This is a genomic window from Candidatus Brocadia sp. (assembly GCA_021646415.1).
Classification (GTDB): domain Bacteria; phylum Planctomycetota; class Brocadiia; order Brocadiales; family Brocadiaceae; genus Brocadia.
This window is the reverse complement of sequence record SOEU01000017.1, coordinates 1-23,169: the sequence shown is the minus strand read 5'-3', so window position 1 is coordinate 23,169 and position 23,169 is coordinate 1. Positions and strand designations below refer to the sequence as shown.

Here is a 23,169-nt window from a genome sequence, read left to right as displayed (position 1 = left end):
CCGCTCTTGGGTCCGTACAAACTTTCAACGGTCAAAGGAATAGAGAAAGATTCAAATGGTTGGTACTATACTCGTGGTCGCATGGGACGACAGCCTGCTCAGTGGGAAGTAGATGCAGGTATAGGGAAAAAAACCTATGTTAGCGATAACCCAACAGAAACAAAAGAAGAGGTATTAAAGAAGATTACATCACCGGATGCTAAATATGTTTCGAGAGGCGATGTGTGGAATAGCGATGTAATTACGCAAACAAAAATCACTGAATACCCAACAGAAAAACCTGAGGATCTGCTATCTTTGATTATTGAGGCTGGAACGGAACTAGGCGATATTGTCCTTGACTGTTTTGCAGGTTCAGGGACTACACTTGCCATTGCTGAAAAACTCGGCAGACGCTGGATTGGTGTGGACTGCGGCAAGTTGGCAATTTATACAATGCAGAAACGTCTTTTGAATATTACTGAAAGTATGGATTTAGAAAATCCCAGAAAGAAATATGGCAAGCAATGCAAGCCATTTACCCTCTATAATGCTGGTCTTTATGACTTTTCAAAGCTGAAAGAACTTTCATGGGATTCGTGGAGGTTTTTTGCCCTACAGCTTTTCCAATGCCGAGATGAGCCTCATACTATTGGTGGCATTAGGCTTGACGGCTATCTGAAAAGCGCAAGTGTCCTCATCTTTAATCACATGAAGGAGAAGGGTGTGAGAATTGATGAAGAAACAATAGAGAGCCTTCATGAAGCGCTTGGCACGCGTATCGGCAATAGGCTTTTCATCATAGCACCTGCTTTGACATTTGACTTTCAGCAAGACTACATAACATTAGGCAGTGTTCGTTATTATGCCTTACGAATACCGTATTCTATTATTAACGAGCTTCATCAGCGGGAGTTTACCTGCCTGAAACAGCCTTCGGATGAAATGGCGGTCAATGATACGGTTGAAGCTGTCGGCTTTGATTTCATCAGGACACCGGAATTAAAGTTTGAGTGTGGCGTAAGAAAAGGAAAAGGTGAATCTCAGGATACGGCATATATTAAAATCAAGACCTTCAAGAGTGAAGCGGTTGTCAGAGAGCCTATGCGCAAAAAAGGAAATCTGGAGACACTTTCAATGGCTATGCTGGATTACGACTTTGATGATAATTCACAGGTCTTTGACCTTGATGCCGTCTTTTATGCCGATGCGCTTGAAAAAGCTGGATGGGCGCTTACCTTTCCCATTGATTCGATAGGCAAAAAGATAATGGCGGTCTTTATTGATATTTATGGCAATGAGGCGCGGGTTGTTATTGAGCCAGAGCAGTTCGGAATTACTTCGCCAAAGAAAAAAAAGGGGAAACAGTAAGCATGACCACGCGCGGCGACCGGAAAACCTTCAAAAATGAAGACCTTGTCCTTAAGGTCTCAACGAATATTGATCCCACTGTATGGGATGAGACTAAATACGAAGCATTCCTTGATGAACTTTGCGGGATGCGGGAATATCAGAAAGAAGCCATCCGAACAACGTTGAGGTATCTTCTTGGCAGCAAATATGCGAACCTTCGTGAACTTGCAAAGGAGAATTTTGAAAGCAATGATGAGATTCAGCAGCGTTACGGCTCATGGGCAGGCATGGAGCGGCATCTGCAGTTGCCGGATCAACTGTCCTGCTCAATAGACCTTGCTACCGGAACCGGCAAGAGCTATGTGCTGTATGGACTTGCTGCGATATTGCTTGCGGAAGGCGAGGTGGATAGAGTACTCATTCGTTGCCCATCGAATACGATAGAAGCGGGTTTGCTTGAAAAGTTCCGTGAACTTGCCGGCAATTCCGATCTGCGGGATGTATTGCCGAACGGAGTAAAAGTACAATCACCAAAGATAATAAACGCCTCTGAAACTATTGTTGACAGTTCAATATGCGTGGAGAATTATCATGCAATCCTTGAGCATGTAAAGTCATCAATCCGTGACAGTCTTATAGGAAAGGGTGAACGGGTTGCTGTTTTCAGCGATGAGGCACATCATGTTGCAAATGAGACCGGCGCTAAGGCAAAGAGATGGAAGGAGTTTTTGCTTAATCCTGAATACGGATTTAGGATTTTAGTTGGCGTATCCGGCACTTGCTATGTCGGCGATGAATATTTTGCCGATGTGGTCAGCCGGTATTCATTGCGGCAGGCCATTGAAGACCGTTTTGTAAAAAAGGTTGAATATGTGGCTGAGATGCCTGAAACAGATGACGCGGAAGAAAAATGGCAGCTTATCCATAACCGGCATAAGGATTGGAAAAGAAGATTAAAAAAATATGGTATTAAGCCGCTCTCCATTATAGTAACAAAGGGAATCTCAGACTGTAAGCGGGTTGCCGAGGAGCTGCAAGGATTCCTGCAGGATTGGGAAGGTATTTCGCCAGAAGATGCGGAAAATAAAGTGTTAGCCGTAACTTCTGCCAAAGAGCACCAGCCAAATGTTGCAAAACTAAGGGTTGTTGATAGCCCTGCAAGTAAGGTTGAATGGATTGCTTCTGTATCTATGCTCAGCGAAGGCTGGGATGTAAAAAATGTCTTCTTGATTGTGCCTCATGAGGAAAGGGCATTTAACAGTAAACTCCTTATAGCTCAGGTGCTTGGCCGGGGTCTCAGAGTTCCTGACGGCTGGAAAGGTGAACAGCCGATAGTAACGGTTTTTAATCATGATGCATGGTCCGGCAGGATAAGGCATCTGGTTAATGAAATATTGGAAATAGAGCGCCGTTTGTCTTCTGATGTAATAGTATCTTCCCCGTATCATTTTGATATTCATAATCTCAATTACGATCGTGATGAAGACATGAGTGAATATACGAAAAAAGGAGAATACCGTTTACTGGAAGGTGGCTTTGTAGATTTGCCCACTCAGGTAGAGGCGGAGGATGTTACCATTGATTTTGAACGTGCTGTGTCCGGGGAGCATAACAAATTCAAAACCCGGATTGAGCATAAGACTTACAGTATTGAAGAAGTTGCAGAGCAGATGTACAGAAGACTCCAATCCATTGATGAAGAATCAAAGGATGCTGAAGACCCCCATGACAGAACCAACTATACAAAGAAGTTCCCTTTAGAGCGTTTGGAGCAGATAGTCAAGGAATCTTTGAAAAGGTCAAAGATTAGAACAGGGCGAATCACTGAAGCTAATAAGCAAAAATTCTTACAGGCGCTTGGTACACTGAAACGGAAAAAGGCAAAACGTGTGATTTACAAACTCAATTCAAAGGCCCTTATCACCATAAATACAAAAGAGCGTCATCCCGAAAGTTGCAGTGCGGCAGAACTCAGGAGGGGTGATAAGACTATTTTCTTTGGACCTGATAGCGAAGCCTCTGTTCCGGATGATCAGGTCGAATTTTTTAGAGAGGTTTTAGACCCGGATGGCGATTTCAGGGGTGGTCGTGAAGCCATAGAAAACTCACATGATTTTAAGACGCCTCTGAATCTGGTTATTGCAGATGCCAAGCCTGAACGCAAGTTCGTCCGACTGCTTTGCGAAAGAGAGAATGCCCAAGCAATAGATGCTTATATTAAAAATACGCCTCAGAGGTTTTACCCTATAGAATACGCATGGAAGAAAGGCGAACATCCAAAGCGTGGAGAGTTTAGCCCGGATTTTTTTCTAAAAAAAGGAGACATGATTTTTGTCGTTGAAATCAAGGTCGATGAAGAGATAGCAGACCCTTCTCCTGAGAATATCAAGAAGAATGAATATGCGCTTGCGCATTTTGAGCGCCTTAATAAATGGTTGGAACATGAGAAACTCAATATTCGTTACCAGTTCAATTTTTTGACCCCCAAAGATTACAACAAGTATTTCCAGAAATTACAAAATAATGATCTCGTCGGGTTCCGCTCGGAACTTGATGTAGCGTTGAGTAACGCTATGGCAAATGGTAGATAATAACTGTCGCATGTACGACAGCATTGAAAGGTGTGTGTGCCTCTTGCGCCAAGAGGCATAAAGGTGCATCGAGCGTATTATTGCCGATATTTGGGGAGAAAAATTTATCAGTTATGACTAATCTTCAAAAGCTTTTGCAAAGCAAAGAAAACGAACATATCGAATTTAAAAGCGTACAAAACAATTTTCACTTTGAGGATTTGCTTAAGTATGTATGCGCTTTGTCCAATGAAGGTGGTGGCAAACTTGTTCTTGGTGTTAACAATCAGAGACAGATTGTTGGTACTGCTGTATTTAACGACATTGAAAAATTAAAGATCGACGTTTTAAATTCTCAAAAGGTAAGTCGTAAGGTTAGAATCGATGTCGAGGAACTTGAACAGGATGGAAGAAGAGTTCTTATTATTGCTGTGCCTACTCGCCCAAAGGGAGAGGCAATTGCTTTTAATGGTGCATACTTTATGCGTAGCGGACAAAGTTTGGTACCGATGGATTCTCAAACATTGAAGAAGATATTTAATGAATACGAAGATGATTTTTCTGCTGAAGTATGTAATGGTGTTAAATTTGAAGATTTAGATAAAGACGCGATAAAACGGTTAAAAGAACTATGGTGTAAAAAATCAGGTAATCCGGATATTTTACGTTTAGAAGACCGACAGGCACTTATCGATTTAGGGTTGATTGTGGATAGTTTAGTAACTTATGCCACTATAATTCTAACAGGTAAAAAAGAAATAATTAATCGTTATTTGAGAAATGCCGAAATCATTTGGGAATATCGGAAGGATATTTCTTCAATTGAATATCAGGATAGAGTAGATTTTCGAGAACCCTTCTTGCTTTATTTTGACAAACTCTGGGATAAGATAAATAGTCGAAATGAAATATACCCCATTCAGGAAGGCTTATTTGTATTCGATATCAAGGCATTTAATGAAGAAGTTATAAGGGAAGCCGTATTAAACGCTATTAGCCATCGAGACTATAAGAACCAGGGTTCATCCTTCATCAAGCAATATCCAACGAAAATTGAAATCATTAGCCCGGGCGGATTCTTGCCAGGAATAACACCTGTAAATATTATTGAGGTTGCCAGCAAACCGAGAAATAGGCTGATCATTGAGGTATTGCAAAAAATAGGTTTTGTCGAAAGATCGGGACCGGGCGTGGATAAAATTTTCAAGCAAACCATCAGAGAAGGTAAGGGAATTCCGGATTATAACGGATCAACAGATTTTTGCGTAAAGCTAGTAATTGATGCGGTTGTCAGGGATAAAAAGTTTGTAAAATATTTGGAACGTATTTCTAACGAAACAATGATTATAATGATAAAGCTATGTGTTACAGATAAGAACGAAAATCATTGATAAACAACACCTTAGCTGTGTCATTTAAAAAAATTAAATAGGTAAAATGACAGAGCTAAGGTGTTACAGATGATTGGTAAATACCCTCATTTGTGCGCTGTTCAATGCTATAAAAAATTTAATATCGCTATGATTTCATGAAGGTTGATTCTCATGGAAGGTATTTTGATATTCATACGAGAGAGGAAATAAGATTATGGCAACCATTAAAAATAAACTGATGGAAAATATTCAAGCTTTGTCGGATATTGAAAAGCTCGAACTCGTTGATTCAATTCTTATGCAACTGGATAAACCAGACCCGGATATTGATCGTGTATGGGCGAGAGAGGCACGAAAACGCTGGCAGGCATACAAGGCAGGCAAATTAGAAACAGTATCTTATGAACAGGTAATGGAAAAGTATCGCACCAGATGAAAATCCGCTTTCTAAAACCTGCTCAACGTGAGCTTGACGATGCCGTTGCAGGGTACGATTCCCGCTCTATCGGGCCTGGAACTCAGTTTCTGGACGATCTGGATCGGACTGTCAGAAGGATAGTTGCTTATCCCCTTTCATCTCCGGAGATTGAACCTGGTCTCAGACGCTGCTTACTTTCAAGGTTCCCATATGGAATTATTTACGGTGTTGATAACGATACAATTGTTATTATTGCGATTGCACATTTGCATCGGGAACCACGATATTGGGCAGACAGACTAATGAATGAATAATTTCTCATATGAGCGTTTTGGATTGCGATCAGCTTGTAGAAACCTATGCACACTGGCTTAAAGAAAAAGTAAAAAAAGAACCAGAAAGGATTTTGAGGGCAATTAATCATCCCACAAAAAATAACGTTTCTGCTATGATTTTTTCCTGGGACGATGCCAGAAAAATACGATCAGAAAATTCGATTGCAATAGCTGTACTCAATGACCAGGACAAAGAAATTACTCCTGACGCTATACACGCCTTAAAGACCTATGAAATCGAACCGATTGTATGGAGTAAACGGGAAGGATATATTGAAAAGCTTGTTGCTTAGGGAATAAATACCAAAAACACCAAATAGGGTCAGCGGCACTTTTACAAAAACTTGTTTCAGACTTGGCGGCAATGGTGCAGGCTTACTGGCATATTGAAAAAGTCATTGTGAAAGGGGAGCAGCAAGGTAAGCAGAGAGCCGAATATGGCACGGCACTTATTGAAGAGCTTTCTAAAAGACTGACAATTGAATACGGTCAGGGGTTTAACAAAACTAATCTTTGGTATATGAGGCAATTTTACCTTTCCTTCCAGAATCTCCACGCACTGCGTGGAGAATTGACCTGGACACATTACAGACTTTTATTGAAGATAGAAAAACCGGAGACACGAGAGTTTTATATAAACGAGGCGATTAACAGCAACTGGAGCACAAGAGAGCTTGAGCGGCAGATAAACTCCCTGCTCTTCGAGCGCCTTGCATTGAGCAGGAACAAAAAAGGTGTGCTCGAACTTGCGAAAAAGGGACACGAGATAAACAGGACTTCCGACCTTGTAAAAGACCCATACGTGCTTGAATTCCTCGGCCTGGAAAAACGGGAGCAATATCCCGGAAAAGACCTTGAACAGGCACTTATTAACCACCTCCAGACATTTCTGCTTGAACTTGGCAAGGGTTTTTCGTTTGTGGCACGGCAACAGCGCATCACTCTTGACGGTGATCATTTCTATATTGATCTTGTCTTTTACAACAGACTGACCCGCAGTTTTGTTCTCATAGACCTCAAGGTTGGGAAGTTGACGCATCAAGACATCGGACAGATGCAGATGTACGTAAATTATTACAGAAGTGTGCAGATGCTTGAGGGCGAAAACGAGCCAATCGGGATACTTCTCTGTGCCCGAAAAAATGATGCCATAGTGAAATTCACGCTTCCTGAAGGGCAGAAACAGATATTTGTCTCTAAATACGTCCCCTACCTGCCCACCGAAGATGAGCTAAAGGCCGAGTTGCTCCGCGAGAAGGAGCTTGTTGAGATGGAATTCAAGCTGAAAAAGGATATTTCATAAAAAATAGAAGTCGTGCGTTTCCTGTGGCAAGAGGCGGAAAGGTGTATTGAAAGAATTATTGCAGAGGTGTTGGGAGAGGAAGATATCACATGAAACCTTTCTCAATCGAAGACATCATTGAACTCCTCCGGCAGCTTAATGAAAAACAGGCGGATGGGTTTGAAGGCAAGCAGACTGAACAGTGGCGCAAGGATTTAATCTCCGGCGAGAATTCCGCCGAGTCGTTACTCAAAAAAGATTAAAGCCGGAAAGATTGGGAGATTGGAATGAAAACCGTTATAAGCAAAGAGTATCTCAATTTCTTGAACGAGATTAAAACGCGTATCGCTACGGCGCGGATACAGACCGTTCGGTCGGTTAATAAAAAGCTGATAAAATTATACTGGGATATCGGCAAAGCAATTGTAGAGAGGCAGAAAAAATATACGTGGGGCGACAATATTGTTGAAGCTCTTGCCCGTGATTTGAGAGAGGCATTTCCGGAATCAGTTGGTTTTTCAGGAAGAAACCTCTGGAATATGCGCAGATTTTACGAGGAATATAAAGATAAGCCATTTCTGCAACAGCTTGTTGCAGAAATACCCTGGGGACATAATTTATTGATTATGGAGAAATTGACCGATGATAAAGAACGGGAATATTATATCAGATCGTCTCGTGATTTTGGTTGGTCAAGGAATGTGCTTCTCAACCAGATAAAAGCCGGTGCTTACCCACTTAGCCTGAAACATAAAATACATAATTTTCCAAAAACCCTGTCCGTGCATCTTGCCGAGCAGGCGGATGAAACCATAAAGAGCGCTTACTGCTTGGGTTTTCTTGGCATCACAAAGCCGGTTTTGGAACGAGAACTGGAAAAGAGGCTTGTGGAGAAAATAAAGCAATTCATATTAGAACTTGGGTTTGGATTTTCGTTTATCGGCAATCAGTACCGCCTGACATTGGGTAATAATGAATATTTTATCGATCTCTTGTTTTACAACCGAAAACTTAAATGTCTTGTGGCGCTTGAACTTAAAACCGGCAGGTTTGAACCCGAATACGCGGGGAAGATGGATTTTTATCTGCATCTTTTGGATGAACAGGTGAAGATGAAAGATGAGAATCCATCCGTAGGCATTATTTTATGCGCGGATAAAGATAACATAGTAGTTGAGTATGCGTTGCGCAGTGTCAAAAAACCAATAGGGGTGGCCGAATATTACCTCACAAAGAGACTGCCCAAGGCGTTCAAAGGAAAACTTCCTGATGTCCAGGACCTGAAACTGCCGATACAGCAGGAATTAAAGCAGGAATCATGAAAATTTACCCAACAAAACTCAGAAGACCCAAATTTTATAAGATGTTCCAATGTACAAGATATGTCTGTATAAAAAGAGGGTTATTCGTATGAGTGTCTTGGATTACTATCAACTTGCCGAAGCCTATGCGCACTGGCTTAAGGAAAAAGTAAAAAAAGAACCGGAAAGGATTTTAAGGGCAATTAATCATCCCACAAAAATGATGTTTCTGCTATGATTTTTTCCTGGGATGATACCAGAAAGATAAGGTCAGAAAATTTGACTGCTCTAGCTGTGCTCAATGATCAGGACAAAGAAATCATGCCTGACACCGTACATGCATTAAAGGCTTATGAAATCGAACCTACTTGACAAAGAGATAGAGGCATTTGAAGGCGCGTGGCCTTTACGGCAAGTGGCAGAAAGGCACATCTGGCGGATTATTCCAGAGATGTGGGTGTGGATGTTAAAGATGATTAGTTGGACAATATAAAATTAAAAAAATTACGGAGGCAAACAATGAAAGCGTATGAATACTATGCAGACGTTTTGCCAGATGGGCACTTATCTATCCTTGAAAATCTAAAGGAAAAGCTGAAACCAGACTCGAAAGTAAGAGTAATGCTTTTACTTGATGAGGAGGAAGCAGTGTGGAATAACTTTGCAATGACACAATTCCTAAAAGGTTATTCAGAAAAAGATTTCATCTATGACAAACTATAATTTTGGAGATATTATCCTTATTGGATTTCCTCATACTGATTTGCTGGATGTCTCAAAAAGGCCTGCAATAGTTCTTTATGATTCTGGCGATCAAGATGTACTTGTTGCAAGGATAACTACGCAGGAATACACCACAGAAACTGATTACAAAATCCTTCAATGGAAAAAAATGCGGTCTTCTTGGAGAATCGTATATCAGACTTGCTAAACTGGCAACTATAGAAAAAAGATACGTTATTAAACAATTGGGTACACTAGAGCCCATAGAAATAGTGAATCTAAAGACGACTTTGAGAAAAATGTTTTTGTAACAATCTCATTTCCAAAAAATAGTACGACAATACTGAAAATACAGTAAAATGTTCTTGCGGGATATTGAGGCATAACTGGATTGTATAGAATTGTTCATTTTATTTACGCGGGTTTTTGGCATTAAGAGGTACGATAATTTAATCGAGTTTCTGTTTATTGAACTATTTTAAGTTTGGCAGTTTTTAATTAACAAATTCTCTCTAAAAAATTTAGTTTTCTACTGTTTAAGACATAACGAATGAGGTATGATAGGTTTTTTAGATGCGGATTGATGTGGTATTACAAAAAACCTGCAATTCTATAAATATTTTGACGTTTACTCTCCTAGTGAAGATAAGCATGTGCTGGAATGATTATAAACAAACTCTATCACATTATTAAACTTCTTTTGAGTGACGTAGCTCTTTTTGCTAAAATAATATATGCTAATTATCGAGGCCTATATACAAATAGATTTTAAACTCATTTCATGGACGATATCTAAAAAAGATTGGTACGGAGTGAAATGGAGTTTTCTTTGCCAGGGTGGGAAAATAAGATATAACCCTAAATATTTAAAAAGTGTGCTTTCTTTCTAAGGAGTTTTTATGTTCAAGGATTTCAAAAAAATACCGTTTAAAATGCCAAAAAAGTTTTCTATTTGGCATATTATTATCGCCTTTGGATTCTTTATCCTGCTGCAGATGTATTTGATGAATCCCGGAGTGAGGGACATCACGTACAGCGATTTTAAAAAGCTGGTCAAAGAGGGAAATGTCCTGGAATGCCATATTACCCATACAATGATTCGTGGCAAACTGCGTGAGATAGAACGTGGAACCACAAAAAATGTTATCTTTATTACGGCCCGCGTGGAAGATCCTGACCTGGTAAAAGACCTGGAATCCATGGGAGTCAGGTATGCAGGACATTATGAGAGCCCATGGTTTAAGACGTTCTTTTTCTCCTGGGTAATGCCATTATTAATTTTGTTTGTGATCTGGCGTTTTGTATTCAAACGATTCGGTCCCGCCAGCAGTATCATGACCTTTGGGAAAAGCAGGGGGCGTCTTTACGCACAAGAAGACCTGAATGTTACCTTTGACGACGTGGCGGGGATCGATGAGGCCAAGGAGGAACTACAAGAGATTATTGAATTTTTGAAGACACCTGAAAAATTTCGTGCCCTGGGTGGGAAAATACCAAAGGGCGTTTTGCTCGTGGGTGCCCCTGGAACAGGGAAAACCCTCCTGGCAAAGGCGGTGGCAGGTGAGGCCGGGGTCCCATTTTTTAATATGAGCGGTTCGGAGTTTGTCGAGATGTTTGTCGGCGTCGGTGCTGCGCGGGTGAGGGATTTGTTTAATCAGGCGGACCAGAAAGCGCCGTGTATTATCTTTATCGACGAACTTGATGCCCTTGGCAAGGCCCGCGGTACAAATCCTATGGGAGGACACGATGAGCGTGAACAGACATTAAACCAGTTACTGGTAGAGATGGATGGATTTGACTCCAATAAGGGAGTAATTATTATGGGCTCAACCAATCGCCCCGAGATGTTAGATACTGCCCTTTTAAGGCCAGGCAGGTTCGATCGTCAGGTAGTCGTTGACCGGCCAGATCTCCACGGCCGCGAAGCAATACTGAAAGTGCATGCAAAAGAGGTAAAATTGGAAAAGGAGATTAATTTGCATTCAATTGCCGCCATGACACCAGGGTTTGTCGGAGCAGACCTTGCCAATCTTGTGAACGAAGCAGCCTTACTTGCAGCACGAAGAAATAAAAAGGCAGTGGGTATGCCAGAATTTGAAGAGGCAATTGACCGCCTTATGGCAGGTCTCGAGAAGAAGAAGCGCCTGATGAATAAGAAAGAAAAGGAGATCGTTGCCCATCATGAATCAGGCCATGCGCTGGTTGCGTGCTCGGTGCCGCATGCAGACCCCGTTCGCAAGATTTCAATGATCCCCCGTGGTATCGGGGCGCTGGGATATACATTACAAAAACCAACCGAAGACCGATATCTCATGACCAGAGCAGAACTCCTCGATCGGGTTGCCATCTTACTGGGAGGACGGGTTGCAGAGGAAATTATTTTTAACGAAATATCAACAGGTGCTCAGAACGATTTAGAAAAGGCTACGGAAATTGCTAAGTTGATGGTAAAAGAATACGGTATGAGCGATAAGATGGGTTTGGTGACCTTCGAGCAAGGTGACAGGCCACTCTTTTTGAGCGGAGGGTTTGCTGCCAGTAAGGAATATAGCGAAGAGACGGCACGGGAGATAGATCTGGAAATTAAGAAGATAATGGATGAATCGTTCCATCGTGTAAAAGCATTATTAACCGAGAAAAAGGAAATTTTACAGGGTATGGCAAAGACACTTATGGAACAGGAGGTGATTGAGGGAGAAGAGCTTAAAAAACTCCTGGAGGAACTTCACAAAGCTAATGGGAAAAATGTGCCTGTGTAGCAGGCATCTTGAATCTTTTTTGAGATGGTAACTGGATTTTATGGTATTCTTGGGGAAATAAAGAATGGCGTTGAAGACATTTATCAGCAAATATAAGTATTGTGCTATTGGGATTTTGATTGCCATGAATTGCTCCATGGTAACTATTTTTAAGCTGAACGGGCTCGCTTTTGGCCTGGTAGTTCTGGCTTTTTGCTGTACCTTGCAGTTTCTGATTAATGACGAAGAACATGATAAATCAATTGAGAAGGAATCGAATTCCATTTCCGGGAGATTATTTCACAGGGTCATGAATATTGTTCCGGAGATTGTTTACGTCTCCATGTTTGACGGCTCTGTAAAATATATCAGTGATGGAATAGAAAAGCTGATAGGATACAAACCGGATGAAATTTACAAAACACGAAATTTGTTACTCGATCTGGTGCATCCCGATGATAGAGAAAAAGTGTCGAAACAGATACAAAACCTGCAAAATGGAAGTGAAGCAACGATAGAATATCGGTTATTAAAAAAAGACAGGACATATGCCTGGGTTTCCGATCATCTGAATACCATCAAAAATGAATGGGGCATTGTAACCCACTATAACGGCATTTTAATTAATTTTGATGAGAAGAAAAGAACCGACAAGAACCTGCAAAGCCTGAATGCCAGGATACATCAATTAAATGACATTGTCAATCATCATGCGGTGCGGGATAGCTTAACGAATATTTACAACAAGCGATATTCACTCGTAATCCTGCAGAATGAGTTTAACCGGGCACGGACACAAAATAAGGCATTATCCTGTCTGCTGATGGATATTGACCATCTTGAGCCGATCAATAACCGGTATGGATATTTTATCGGAGACCGCATTCTTACAGAAGTCTCAAGATGTCTCCAAAAACATATTAAATCATCTGATGTAGTCTCCCGGTTTGGAGACGACGAATTCTTGATTATATTACCGGAGATCGATAACGGAGAACTGGACAGGTTATCAGGTCTGTTGGTAAATGCAATGGAAAATTGTTTCGTAAAAGACGAGGAAAAAAATCTGAACATTGATTTTAAAGTAACGGTAGGAGCAAGTTCCATCACTCCGCAGACAAAAAACATCACCGATTTAATTGAACAGGCAAACAATGCCCTCTATGCCGCCAAAGTAGTGAAGAAGGCACATTCGAAAGGGTGACCGGCCGCCGAATTGAAATGATGAAAAAAACCAACTTTTCTTTTCACAAACGGGGAGATGGAACTCTGCCAGAAATCATTACCATTATCCCGCTGAAGGACGACGTGGTTTTCCCGCACTTGATTCTTCCATTAGACTTGACCGGAGAAGGATTGGTAAAGGCAATAAACGATGCCGTTTCCAAGAATGAATTTATCGGTATTGTAGCGCTAAAGTATAGTATTGATGCGCCAACACCCAGTGATTTTTACGAGGTTGGAACTGCCGCAAAGATCATTCAGGTGCTGGAATCTACTACAGACACCGTAAAAACACTCATAGAAGGAGTGATGCGGATCAAGGTCACAGATTATGTGCAAACAGAACCCTATTACAGGGCACGGGCGGAAGAAGTCCGAGAATTTACAGAAAAGTCTGAAACTATCGACGTACTTGTGCAGAGCGTTACAACGCTCTTTAAACTGAGCGCCATGCTGGGAAAGAGATTACCCAAAGAAATTATTTCTATGATCGATAGCATTAATAGTCCGGCAATACTGGCGGATCTGGTAGCCATTTATCTGGAATTACCTGTAAATGAAAAGCAGAAATTATTGGAGATGGTTGACCCCCAGAAACGACTGAGGGTCGTATTCCACTACCTGAATCAGGAAGTCCAGTTGAAAGAAGTCCGGGGAAAGATTGACGAAGAAGTCGCCAAAGAAATGTCAAAGACTCAACGTGAATATTTTTTACGGGAACAGCTAAGGGCTATCCAGAAGGAATTGGGGCAGGAAGACCCCCATGTGGAAGAACTTAATAAACTGGAAGAAAGAATTAAAGAGGCAAAGATGCCCAAGGAGGTAGAAGATGTGGCTATCAAAGAATTAGATAGACTCAGGGACATTAACCCCGCATCGGCGGAGTACCCTGTTTCCCGGACATATCTGGATTATCTCATCAATATTCCCTGGAACAAAAAGACGATCGACAACCTGGAGATCAGTCAGGCAGAGCGGATTCTGAATGAAGACCATTATGGCCTGGAGAAGGTTAAGGCACGGATCCTTGAATTCCTGGCGGTACATAAACTAAAAGAAAGGATGAAAGGCCCCATCCTCTGTTTTTGCGGCCCTCCGGGAACGGGTAAAACATCGTTAGGTAAATCGATTGCACGTGCCCTGGGCAGAAAGTTTATCCGCATCTCTTTGGGGGGTATTCGCGATGAAGCAGAGATCCGGGGGCACCGGCGTACTTACGTAGGCGCATTGCCCGGGCGTATTATGCAGGAAATCTGTCGTGCAGGATCCAGTAACCCCGTATTTATGCTGGACGAGATTGATAAAATCGGTGCGGACTTTCGGGGAGACCCAGCCTCTGCCCTGCTGGAAGTCCTGGACCCCGAACAAAATATTAGTTTTGTGGACCATTATCTCGATGTTTCTTTTGACCTTTCTCATGTGTTATTTATCACGACAGCTAATATTCTTGATACCGTTCATACCGCGCTGAGGGATCGGATGGAGGTCATATATCTCCCCGGATACAGTGAAGAAGAGAAATTAAAAATAGCGCACCAATTCCTGATCCCCAAGCAAATTAAAGAAAATGGATTAGAAAATCATCCTATCGTATTCCAGGATCAATCTATTTATAAGATCATTCGGGAATATACCAGAGAGGCAGGACTGAGAAACCTCGAACGTGAGATTGCGTCGATCTGCAGAAAGGTTGCAAAAGAGATAGTCGCCGGTGAACAGATCACAAAAGAAATAATGCCGGAGATAGTAGAAAAATTTCTTGGTCCAAGAAAATACTTCTATCAGGTTGCCGATGAAGAAGACAGGGTCGGAGTAGTTACCGGTCTTGCCTGGACAGAGACAGGCGGAGACATCATCTTTGTAGAAGCATCCCGGATGAAGGGAGAAAAAGAGCTAACTCTCACAGGACAACTGGGCGATGTCATGCAAGAATCGGCCATTGCCGCACTCAGCTATGTCCGCAGCAATGCAAAACGACTGGGCATTGATGAGAATTTCTATGACACCTCCGAAATCCACATCCATGTCCCTTCCGGTGCCATACCGAAAGACGGCCCTTCCGCAGGTATTACGATGTGCATGGCTCTGCTTTCACTATTGACAGGCAGATATGCAAGGAGAGAGGTGGCACTTACCGGGGAGGTCACATTGACGGGAAATGTGTTACCGATCGGAGGGGTGAAGGAAAAGGTGCTTGCGGCCATAAGGGCCGGGGTAAAGACGATTGTACTACCATTAAAAAATAAAGACGATTACGAAGAAATTGATAAGGAAATCCGTGGCAAGATACGGTGCGTTTATATCCAAAAAATCGATGATGCCATAGAGACGGTACTCATTCAAAAGCAATAGAGAGAAGGAGGGGAGAATCAGTGATTAACATAAAAAACATACTCTGCCCGATTGACTACTCGATTTATTCAGAGATGGCTTTAAAATATGCAATCGAATTTGCTGATAAATACCAGGCAAAGCTCTATCTGATGCATGTATTGGACATTCGTGTTTACGACATTAATGATCCGGATCTCTATAACGTTACTCTAGCAGACACAGAAACGGTTAATAAGTTGAGAGAGAGGTTGCTCAAGTGTGTAAATGAAGATACGAAGGGCAGGATATCGGTTGAGGCCATTATCATACAGGGAGTTCCTTTTTCCGAGATCATCAAGGCATCAAAAGAATATAAGATCGATTTGATTGTGCTTGGTACGCACGGCAGGACGGGTCTGTCTCATGCAATTATGGGCAGTGTGGCCGAAAAAGTAGTTCGCAAGGCCCCCTGTCCGGTGCTTACTATCAGACATCCTGAGCATGATTTTATCATGCCGTAGTGTGTACGTTTTTTAAAAGAAAGGGAGAAATGAGCCAGGGAATATCCAGTTGTTGTACATAAAAGCGAATATGGTTATGATGTCTATCTGGATTTAAAATAATTAACAAAGAATTTTCATTTTATTTATGCGGGTTTTGGATATATGTTAACTGTATGTACTTACTTAAGTAATCGATGGAAGACCTCCCCTTCATCGTTCGACTGAACTCACGACGAAGTCCCTTCCTTGCGAAGGAGGGGAAAGAGGGGAGGCTATAATTTGAACACTTTATGACTAAATACATACTTATAGACCACACGGCAGATATCGGGATTGATGTATTCGGGGCTACATTGCAAGAATTATTTGCAAATGCCGCCTATGCATTATTTGATATCATTACGGACTTATCGAAAGTGGAAGGTAAGGTCGAATATAAAATAAGTATTGTCGGGATAGATAAAGAACAACTCCTCGTCAATTGGTTAAGTGAATTATTGTACCTGCATGACGTAAAAAATCTCATATTCAAGGATTTTTGTGTTGTAGACATTCAGGATACTCAATTAAACGCGTCGATATGGGGTGAGATATTTACTGAGGATAAACATGTGATTAAAACGGAGATCAAGGCTGTTACCCATCATTGCTTATCGATCGTCCAGGAAGACCATCAATGGAAGGCGCGGGTTATATTTGATATATAAAAGTAAGCAGTAGGGGTAGAACGTCCGTTCGCTCCTCTATCGTTTATCCATTTAGCTGGATGCTGATCGCCGACGGCTGAACGCTTGTGTTTATGAAAAGGAGTTTTGTTTTATGACAAATGACAAGTATAAAATTCAGAAGATAGATGACTATCGTTGGCGAATTCCAAGGGAAGGCAAGATGCGGGTAGATGGCATTGTGTACGCCGATGCGCACATGCTGGAAGATATTCAAAAAGACGAAAGTTTACAACAGGTTATTAATGTCTCTTTTCTTCCCGGGATTATAAAACATTCGCTTGCAATGCCAGATATCCACTGGGGGTATGGTTTCCCTATCGGTGGCGTAGCGGCATTTGACATGGACGAGGGTGTGGTTTCCCCCGGCGGTGTGGGGTATGATATCAACTGCGGGGTAAGATTACTGAGAACAGGACTTTACCGTGTGGAGCTTACCAACAAGCTGGGATCTGTAGTGGATACCCTGTTTGCCAATATCCCATCCGGCGTTGGGTCCCATCGCAAAGATTTAAAACTTTCTCAACAAGAAGTAAAAAACGTGCTCAAAAACGGAGCACTCTGGGCGGTCTCGCAGGGTTACGGCACAAAAGAAGATTTAGAACATATCGAAGAAAAGGGTTGTATCCCGGGAGCTAACCCCGAACTGGTTTCAGGTCGTGCTATAGAACGTGGCCTGGCACAATTAGGCACCCTTGGTTCCGGAAACCATTTTGTAGAAGTTGGCTATGTCTCAGAGGTGTATAATAAGGAGATTGCCCGTGTATTGGGACTCGAAAAGGATGGCATTACCATCGTGGTGCACACGGGCTCACGAGGATTGGGTTATCAGGTATGCGACGACTTCCTCAGGGTCATGATAAATGCATCTCGAAAATATAACATAGAACTACCTGATCGGCAACTCTGCTGTGCCCCGATTAACTCTCCGGAAGGGCGGGAATACCTTGCCGCAATGGCCTGCGCTGCCAATTATGCATTTGCCAACCGGCAGATGATTACACACTGGGTTCGGGAATCCTTTGAAAGGGCATTGCACATAGGACCAAAGGAGTCCAAAATATCCCCGGTCTATGATGTGTGTCACAATATCGCCAAATTTGAAGATCATATCGTTGAAGGTGAGAAGAAGCGGTTATGTGTCCATCGGAAAGGGGCAACGCGCGCATTTCCACCCAATCACCCCGATATCCCCGATGCATATAAATCAGTAGGTCAACCCGTTTTGATACCGGGAGATATGGGGCGTTGTTCCTACGTGCTTGTAGGCACAGAGAAGGCATATGCTGATACCTTTGGCAGTACCTGTCATGGTGCTGGGAGGGTGATGAGTAGGGGTCAGGCGACGAGAACGGCCAAAGGCCGAAGTATTGCCCAGGAGCTGAAAGAAAAAGGGATCCTTGTTCGTGCCGACAGCCGTGCCACGCTGGACGAAGAGATCCCGGAGGCGTACAAGGATGTAACCGAAGTTGTGGATGTCGTCGAACATGCCGGCATCAGCAAAAAAATTGCTCAGCTAAAGCCGATGTGTGTTATTAAGGGGTAGCTTAATCATATAGGAATTTTTATTTATGCAGGTTTTCAGAACATTTTATGGCGCACGTAATTACTCAATACTTGTTGGAAGACCTCCCCTTTATCCCCTCCTTGCGAATGAGGGGAATTGGGGTGGTTGTAAATTGATTACCGAATTCCGCCTGATAGCTGGTTCAAAAGATTTATTTAACTCAATCCACATAAGTAACAGAACCAGTGAGAACAGCTATTACGCCTGTCAATACAAGAATATTTTGAAAGAGGAAAAGATTATGTATAAAACTATAGAGGCATATTACGAAAATGGTAAAATTATTTATAAAGAAGCCATGCCACCTCTTAAAAAGGCAAAGCTACTCATAACCATTGTAGAAGAGGAGCCACGCAAAATTCCAAAACTTTCTCGTTTCAAAGGCATATTTAAAAAAAGGTTAATGGGCTAGCATATCAAAAGAAAATCAGAAATTTGGAATTTACGCTACCCTAACCCGAACGCCTCGGAATGGAATATTAAGAATAGTAACAAACAGGAAAAACGCTAACAAAGCAAAACTCTTCCGACTCGTTCGGATTAGGCGCTTATAAAAAATATTTTTGCATTTTTGGCAAAAATTGTAGCACCGATCCCTTGTGGTCGGCATTTGGCGGGGGATAAACCACCCACGCTACGATTCCGATTTATTCGGGTTAGGCATATTTAACATTAAAGTACTTTAAAAAAGAAAGATTAACATAGCTGACATTAAAATAAACGAAATGAAGTGTTTCCTCCGTTATGAAGGAGAGTATAATTCCATAATCTAATACAGAAGGATACCCATACCAAAGCAATTAGTTTTAGAATTCCCCGCCGAATTTCCGGAAGAGGGTGCGTTGAACAAAAAAGGCCTTAAAAAAGGATAAAGAAGCCATAGTGACGGAACTTTTAAGAGAAGGTAAGATATCACAAGGAAAGACATCGGAGCTTTTGCAGATAGATACGATCTTTTTGGTTTGATGGCAAAATATGATATACCAATGGCAGATTTCTCTCCGGAGGAACTCAGGCACCAACTAGAATATGTCGAAAAGAAAGGAAAGAAATAGTGTGTCAGACGTGGATGTAGCCGATAGCTGCCCCATCATTAGTTTTGCCAGGGCGAATAAACTTCTTGTTATTCCAAGTATTTACAATAAACTAATAATCGGGAGGTATGTATGAAAGATTATAGAAGTCGCATAACGGTCAATCCTGAAGTGCATTTTTGGCAAATCATACGTGGTTGAACCTCACAGGTATCGTATCAGTCGTGTTAACAAATAATGTTTTGGAAAGGTGTATTTTGAATCCTTCACAAGATACCGATACGTATGCTGCAGACAGGTTTCAGATGGTACAATACCAGCTCGTAAACCGTGGTATTCAGGATGAGCGGGTGATAAAGGCAATGTCTGAAGTGCCCAGACATTTGTTTGTGCCCGAATTATATAGACACGCTTCGTATGAGGATTATCCTTTACCCATCGGAGAAGGACAGACCATCTCACAACCCTATATGGTAGCCATCATGACGCAATGTCTTGAATTAAAAGGGAAAGAGAAGGTACTAGAAATAGGAACTGGTTCAGGCTATCAGGCTGCAATACTGAGCAGATTGGCAAGCCACATTTACACAATTGAACGACATGCAGCACTAGCGTTAAGAGCAAAAACTATTCTAAAACAGGTAGGATATGATACTATAAAGGTAATTGTAGGAGATGGAAGTCTGGGGTTACCAGACAAGGCACCTTTCCATGGGATCATTGTCACGGCCTGTGCGCCTCATGTCCCAGAGTGTTTATTAGATCAGCTTGAAATTGGTGGGCGACTGATAATACCCATCGGGAATCCGTATAATCAGGTATTACACCAAGTCGTGAAAACGAAAAACGGAGTAGAAAGCCGGAATATTTTGGAGTGCGCCTTTGTACCTTTAATTGGTGAGGAAGGCTGGAAAGTGGAATAATCATACATAGCCCAGCACTGACGTAACCAATTGACCACTCCTCAATCCCCTCCTTCTCAAGGAGGGGACTTCGTCGTGAGCTCAATCGAACGATAAAAACTGTAATTGTAAAAACTCTTGAAACAGCCGTTTTTTAGAAAAGATCAAGGCAAAGAGTTTTTGTTTAAATTGGAAAATATAAATATCTGAAGGAAGACAACAGTGCCCAGAGATATTCCCGTTGGTAACGGTTCATTATTGGTTGCATTTGATGCTGACTACACCATTCGAGATCTCTATTACCCACGTGTGGGAAAGGAAAATCATGCACTGGGAAATCCAAGCAGATTCGGTGTATGGACACATGAAGGGTATTCGTGGGTCAATGCACGGGATTGGAAGCTTGCCTTAGGATATCAGAAAGAAACCCTCGTAACCAACGTCCGGGCGTTTCATGAAAATCTGGGCATCCAGCTTGCCTGCAACGATGTTGTAGATTTCGAGAAGAATATCTATATGCGCAAGGTAACGATTCTGAATCTAAAAAACAAAGAAAGAGACGTCCGGCTTTTTTTCCATCAAGACCTGAGTGTAATGGAGAATGAGGTTGGTGACACGGTATTTTATGATGCAAAGCTGAATTGTCTCATCCACTACAAAGGACCCCGGTATTTCTTAATAAACTGTTCTGCTGGAGATGTGTGGGGTGTAAGAGAATACGCAACAGGGATTAAAAGGCATCGGGGTGCCGAGGGGACATGGCGTGATGCCGAAGATGGCATTCTGGGTGGAAACCCCATAGCACAGGGGTCCGTAGACTCTACAATCGGTATTTCATTAAAAATTCCACCTCTTGGAGAGTCTGTTGTTTATTATTGGATTGCTGCAGGCAGGAATTACGGAGAGATTAATGATCTGAATGACATTATTTTAAGGGAAAAACCACAAAAGATATTGAACAGGACGGCAAGTTATTGGCACCATTGGGTAAACAAAGAAGAATTCAACTTTGGAAACCTTCCAACCGATGTGGTTGATCTTTTCAAGAGGAGCCTGCTGATCCTTATGACGCAGATCGATAGTGGCGGCGCCATTATCGCTGCAAACGATTCGGACATTCGGCAATATGCAAAGGATACCTATAGTTATATGTGGCCAAGAGATGGTGCGCTGGTATCCTATGCACTGATGAAGGCGGGTTATACTACCACATGCCGAAATTTTTTTAACTTTTGCGCAAATGTAATCACACCCTACAATTTCTGTGCAAGCGTTATGGTGGAAGATGGATTTTTATTGCATAAATACAATCCAGATGGTTCTTTTGGCAGCTCCTGGCACCCCTGGGTAAAGGGTGAAGAGATCCATGTACCGATCCAGGAAGATGAAACGGCCTTGATTCTCTGGACAATATGGCAATACTATGACCTGTACAGAAAGATTGAGGTGATACGTCCCCTCTATCATTCCTTTATCGAAAAGGCAGCAGATTTTCTTGTGAGTTATCGGGATGAACAGACGGGGCTGCCACTTCCCTCCTATGACCTGTGGGAAGAAAGGCGTGGTATACTATCCTTTACAACGGCCACCGTATATGGCGGACTAATGGCCGCTGCAAACCTTTCTGACATATTTTATCATACCGAAAAGGCACTATTATACAGACAGACTGCGACACAGATTAAAAAGGCAATCGATCAACATCTTTACAGCGAGAAACACAAGAGATTTTTGCGCATGATCTATCCGGGAAAAGACGGAGAATACGAAATCGATGCTACAATTGATGCCAGCTTATATGGGATGTTTGCCTTTAATGTGTATGACGCCAATGACATCAAGATACAAAATACGATGAAAGCAATCGAAGAGGCCTTATGGGTCAGGACCAAAATAGGTGGCATTGCTCGTTATGAATATGACCAATACCAGCGTGTCGGAAATGATGACACGATTCCGGGAAATCCGTGGATAATCTGTACCATGTGGTTGGCACAATACTATGTATCAACTGCCAAGTCTGTTGAAGATCTCGAACGTGTAGTGAATTATCTCAGATGGACCGTGTCCCGTGCATTGCCCTCCGGTGTGCTGGCAGAGCAGATAAATCCATTTACCGGAGAACCTGTTTCTGTTTCTCCCCTGACATGGAGCCATGCCACGGTAGTACAAACGGTAATGGACTATTTAGAGAAGATGCAGGAATTACATACCTGTGACCGATGCGGGCGGTCAATATTCCGTTACGACCGGGCAGGCCGGCAACAGGTAAAAAAACATTCTCCGACGTATTCAGGTGTAATTTCAGATCAGGAACATATTCAGTACCTTGATCAGGTAAATGTAAAGAAAGATAGTGAATATATTACGGTTGGTATAGACCAGAGGCGGTGTGTGGGTTGCGGAATCTGTGTTGAGAACTCGAATGGAGTTATCGATGTGGTCGAGGACAAGGCAAAGATTATTGCAGAAAAGGCGACAGGCTGGGATATTAAACCAGGATTTGAAAAGTGCTGCCCATTAGGGGCGATTACGGTGGAGAAGAAATAAAAGGGAGTGATAACATAACAATTGAGGATATTGAGGCAGTGAAGATAAAGGACAAGGAATCTGTTTCGTGTATATCGTTAACCGATACGCACCCCTGGGTTTGGTTTTTGACAGCAAGCCCGCACCTTTCTCAAAAAGCCAAATTTATATATTACCTAAATTCTGCAAATGATTTTCGCGTAGCAAAAATCGGCCTTCCATAATACCCTTACTACGCAAAAATCAATAATAAACTTCAATATTTGGCGGTTTGCGGAGTTACCCGGTGGCGTTATAGGC

The 23,169-nt window shown here is 42.2% G+C and carries 20 protein-coding genes; all 20 read left to right on the top strand.

The features are described from left to right. Window positions 1-6: 6 nt before the first annotated feature. Window positions 7-1,350 (top strand): site-specific DNA-methyltransferase, encoded by a 1,344-nt coding sequence (locus E3K36_13085; GenBank protein ID MCF6156146.1) that lies wholly within the window; start codon window positions 7-9, stop codon window positions 1,348-1,350. A gap of 2 nt (window positions 1,351-1,352) precedes the next feature. Continuing rightward, window positions 1,353-3,923, top strand: a complete 2,571-nt coding sequence (locus tag E3K36_13080) for a hypothetical protein (protein ID MCF6156145.1) — start codon at window positions 1,353-1,355, stop codon at window positions 3,921-3,923. A 113-nt stretch (window positions 3,924-4,036) separates the two neighbouring features. Further along, window positions 4,037-5,293, top strand: coding sequence for a transcriptional regulator (locus tag E3K36_13075; GenBank protein ID MCF6156144.1), 1,257 nt, complete (start codon window positions 4,037-4,039; stop codon window positions 5,291-5,293). Window positions 5,294-5,489: 196 nt separating this feature from the next. Further along, window positions 5,490-5,711, top strand: coding sequence for an addiction module protein (locus E3K36_13070; GenBank protein ID MCF6156143.1), 222 nt, complete (start codon window positions 5,490-5,492; stop codon window positions 5,709-5,711). Then, on the top strand, window positions 5,708-6,007 hold the full coding sequence (locus E3K36_13065) for a type II toxin-antitoxin system RelE/ParE family toxin (protein ID MCF6156142.1): 300 nt from the start codon (window positions 5,708-5,710) through the stop codon (window positions 6,005-6,007). Before E3K36_13070 ends, E3K36_13065 begins: the two co-directional genes overlap by 4 nt. An 8-nt stretch (window positions 6,008-6,015) precedes the next feature. Then, the gene (locus E3K36_13060; GenBank protein ID MCF6156141.1) at window positions 6,016-6,321 is read left to right on the top strand and encodes a DUF1829 domain-containing protein; all 306 of its coding nucleotides are present in this window, start codon (window positions 6,016-6,018) and stop codon (window positions 6,319-6,321) included. 71 nt (window positions 6,322-6,392) lie between these two features. Beyond that, window positions 6,393-7,331 carry a DUF1016 domain-containing protein gene (locus tag E3K36_13055; GenBank protein MCF6156140.1) on the top strand — a complete coding sequence of 313 codons (939 nt, stop codon included), beginning with the start codon at window positions 6,393-6,395 and terminating at the stop codon, window positions 7,329-7,331. 266 nt (window positions 7,332-7,597) lie between these two features. After that, entirely contained in the window at window positions 7,598-8,632 is a 1,035-nt protein-coding gene (locus E3K36_13050) for a DUF1016 domain-containing protein (protein ID MCF6156139.1), read from the top strand. 213 nt (window positions 8,633-8,845) lie between these two features. After that, on the top strand, window positions 8,846-8,983 hold the full coding sequence (locus E3K36_13045; protein MCF6156138.1) for a DUF1829 domain-containing protein: 138 nt from the start codon (window positions 8,846-8,848) through the stop codon (window positions 8,981-8,983). Window positions 8,984-9,130: 147 nt separating this feature from the next. Beyond that, window positions 9,131-9,334, top strand: a complete 204-nt coding sequence (locus E3K36_13040) for a hypothetical protein (protein ID MCF6156137.1) — start codon at window positions 9,131-9,133, stop codon at window positions 9,332-9,334. After that, a complete protein-coding gene (locus tag E3K36_13035) occupies window positions 9,321-9,542 on the top strand; it encodes a hypothetical protein (protein ID MCF6156136.1) in 222 nt (73 codons plus the stop codon). The genes E3K36_13040 and E3K36_13035 overlap by 14 nt, the downstream gene beginning before the upstream one ends. Window positions 9,543-10,233: 691 nt before the next feature. Then, window positions 10,234-12,093 (top strand): ATP-dependent metallopeptidase FtsH/Yme1/Tma family protein, encoded by a 1,860-nt coding sequence (locus E3K36_13030; protein MCF6156135.1) that lies wholly within the window; start codon window positions 10,234-10,236, stop codon window positions 12,091-12,093. A 64-nt stretch (window positions 12,094-12,157) separates the two neighbouring features. Continuing rightward, window positions 12,158-13,276 (top strand): diguanylate cyclase, encoded by a 1,119-nt coding sequence (locus tag E3K36_13025; GenBank protein ID MCF6156134.1) that lies wholly within the window; start codon window positions 12,158-12,160, stop codon window positions 13,274-13,276. 20 nt (window positions 13,277-13,296) lie between these two features. Then, window positions 13,297-15,648 (top strand): endopeptidase La, encoded by a 2,352-nt coding sequence (gene lon, locus E3K36_13020; protein MCF6156133.1) that lies wholly within the window; start codon window positions 13,297-13,299, stop codon window positions 15,646-15,648. A gap of 20 nt (window positions 15,649-15,668) precedes the next feature. After that, entirely contained in the window at window positions 15,669-16,130 is a 462-nt protein-coding gene (locus E3K36_13015; protein MCF6156132.1) for a universal stress protein, read from the top strand. 272 nt (window positions 16,131-16,402) lie between these two features. Continuing rightward, window positions 16,403-16,819 carry an archease gene (locus E3K36_13010; GenBank protein ID MCF6156131.1) on the top strand — a complete coding sequence of 139 codons (417 nt, stop codon included), beginning with the start codon at window positions 16,403-16,405 and terminating at the stop codon, window positions 16,817-16,819. 112 nt (window positions 16,820-16,931) lie between these two features. Continuing rightward, window positions 16,932-18,383 carry an RtcB family protein gene (locus E3K36_13005; GenBank protein MCF6156130.1) on the top strand — a complete coding sequence of 484 codons (1,452 nt, stop codon included), beginning with the start codon at window positions 16,932-16,934 and terminating at the stop codon, window positions 18,381-18,383. A 25-nt stretch (window positions 18,384-18,408) separates the two neighbouring features. Next, window positions 18,409-18,816, top strand: coding sequence for a hypothetical protein (locus E3K36_13000; protein MCF6156129.1), 408 nt, complete (start codon window positions 18,409-18,411; stop codon window positions 18,814-18,816). 927 nt (window positions 18,817-19,743) lie between these two features. Beyond that, window positions 19,744-20,361 (top strand): protein-L-isoaspartate(D-aspartate) O-methyltransferase, encoded by a 618-nt coding sequence (locus tag E3K36_12995; protein MCF6156128.1) that lies wholly within the window; start codon window positions 19,744-19,746, stop codon window positions 20,359-20,361. Between the two features lie 201 nt (window positions 20,362-20,562). Next, window positions 20,563-22,890, top strand: a complete 2,328-nt coding sequence (locus tag E3K36_12990; GenBank protein MCF6156127.1) for a glycoside hydrolase family 15 protein — start codon at window positions 20,563-20,565, stop codon at window positions 22,888-22,890. Window positions 22,891-23,169: the final 279 nt, after the last annotated feature.

Excerpts from the sequence above, each read along its gene's own strand:
- E3K36_13065 (MCF6156142.1), top strand. The coding sequence starts at position 5,708 with ATGAAAATCCGCTTTCTAAAACCTGCTCAACGTGAGCTTGACGATGCC.
- E3K36_13045 (MCF6156138.1), top strand. The coding sequence starts at position 8,846 with ATGATTTTTTCCTGGGATGATACCAGAAAGATAAGGTCAGAAAATTTG.
- E3K36_13075 (MCF6156144.1), top strand. The coding sequence starts at position 4,037 with ATGACTAATCTTCAAAAGCTTTTGCAAAGCAAAGAAAACGAACATATC.
- E3K36_12995 (MCF6156128.1), top strand. The coding sequence starts at position 19,744 with ATGGTACAATACCAGCTCGTAAACCGTGGTATTCAGGATGAGCGGGTG.
- E3K36_13005 (MCF6156130.1), top strand. The coding sequence starts at position 16,932 with ATGACAAATGACAAGTATAAAATTCAGAAGATAGATGACTATCGTTGG.
- E3K36_13010 (MCF6156131.1), top strand. The coding sequence starts at position 16,403 with ATGACTAAATACATACTTATAGACCACACGGCAGATATCGGGATTGAT.
- E3K36_13080 (MCF6156145.1), top strand. The coding sequence starts at position 1,353 with ATGACCACGCGCGGCGACCGGAAAACCTTCAAAAATGAAGACCTTGTC.
- E3K36_13025 (MCF6156134.1), top strand. The coding sequence starts at position 12,158 with ATGGCGTTGAAGACATTTATCAGCAAATATAAGTATTGTGCTATTGGG.
- E3K36_13000 (MCF6156129.1), top strand. The coding sequence starts at position 18,409 with ATGCAGGTTTTCAGAACATTTTATGGCGCACGTAATTACTCAATACTT.
- E3K36_13050 (MCF6156139.1), top strand. The coding sequence starts at position 7,598 with ATGAAAACCGTTATAAGCAAAGAGTATCTCAATTTCTTGAACGAGATT.
- E3K36_13055 (MCF6156140.1), top strand. The coding sequence starts at position 6,393 with ATGGTGCAGGCTTACTGGCATATTGAAAAAGTCATTGTGAAAGGGGAG.
- E3K36_13040 (MCF6156137.1), top strand. The coding sequence starts at position 9,131 with ATGAAAGCGTATGAATACTATGCAGACGTTTTGCCAGATGGGCACTTA.
- E3K36_13035 (MCF6156136.1), top strand. The coding sequence starts at position 9,321 with ATGACAAACTATAATTTTGGAGATATTATCCTTATTGGATTTCCTCAT.
- E3K36_13070 (MCF6156143.1), top strand. The coding sequence starts at position 5,490 with ATGGCAACCATTAAAAATAAACTGATGGAAAATATTCAAGCTTTGTCG.
- lon (MCF6156133.1), top strand. The coding sequence starts at position 13,297 with ATGAAAAAAACCAACTTTTCTTTTCACAAACGGGGAGATGGAACTCTG.
- E3K36_13060 (MCF6156141.1), top strand. The coding sequence starts at position 6,016 with ATGAGCGTTTTGGATTGCGATCAGCTTGTAGAAACCTATGCACACTGG.
- E3K36_13030 (MCF6156135.1), top strand. The coding sequence starts at position 10,234 with ATGTTCAAGGATTTCAAAAAAATACCGTTTAAAATGCCAAAAAAGTTT.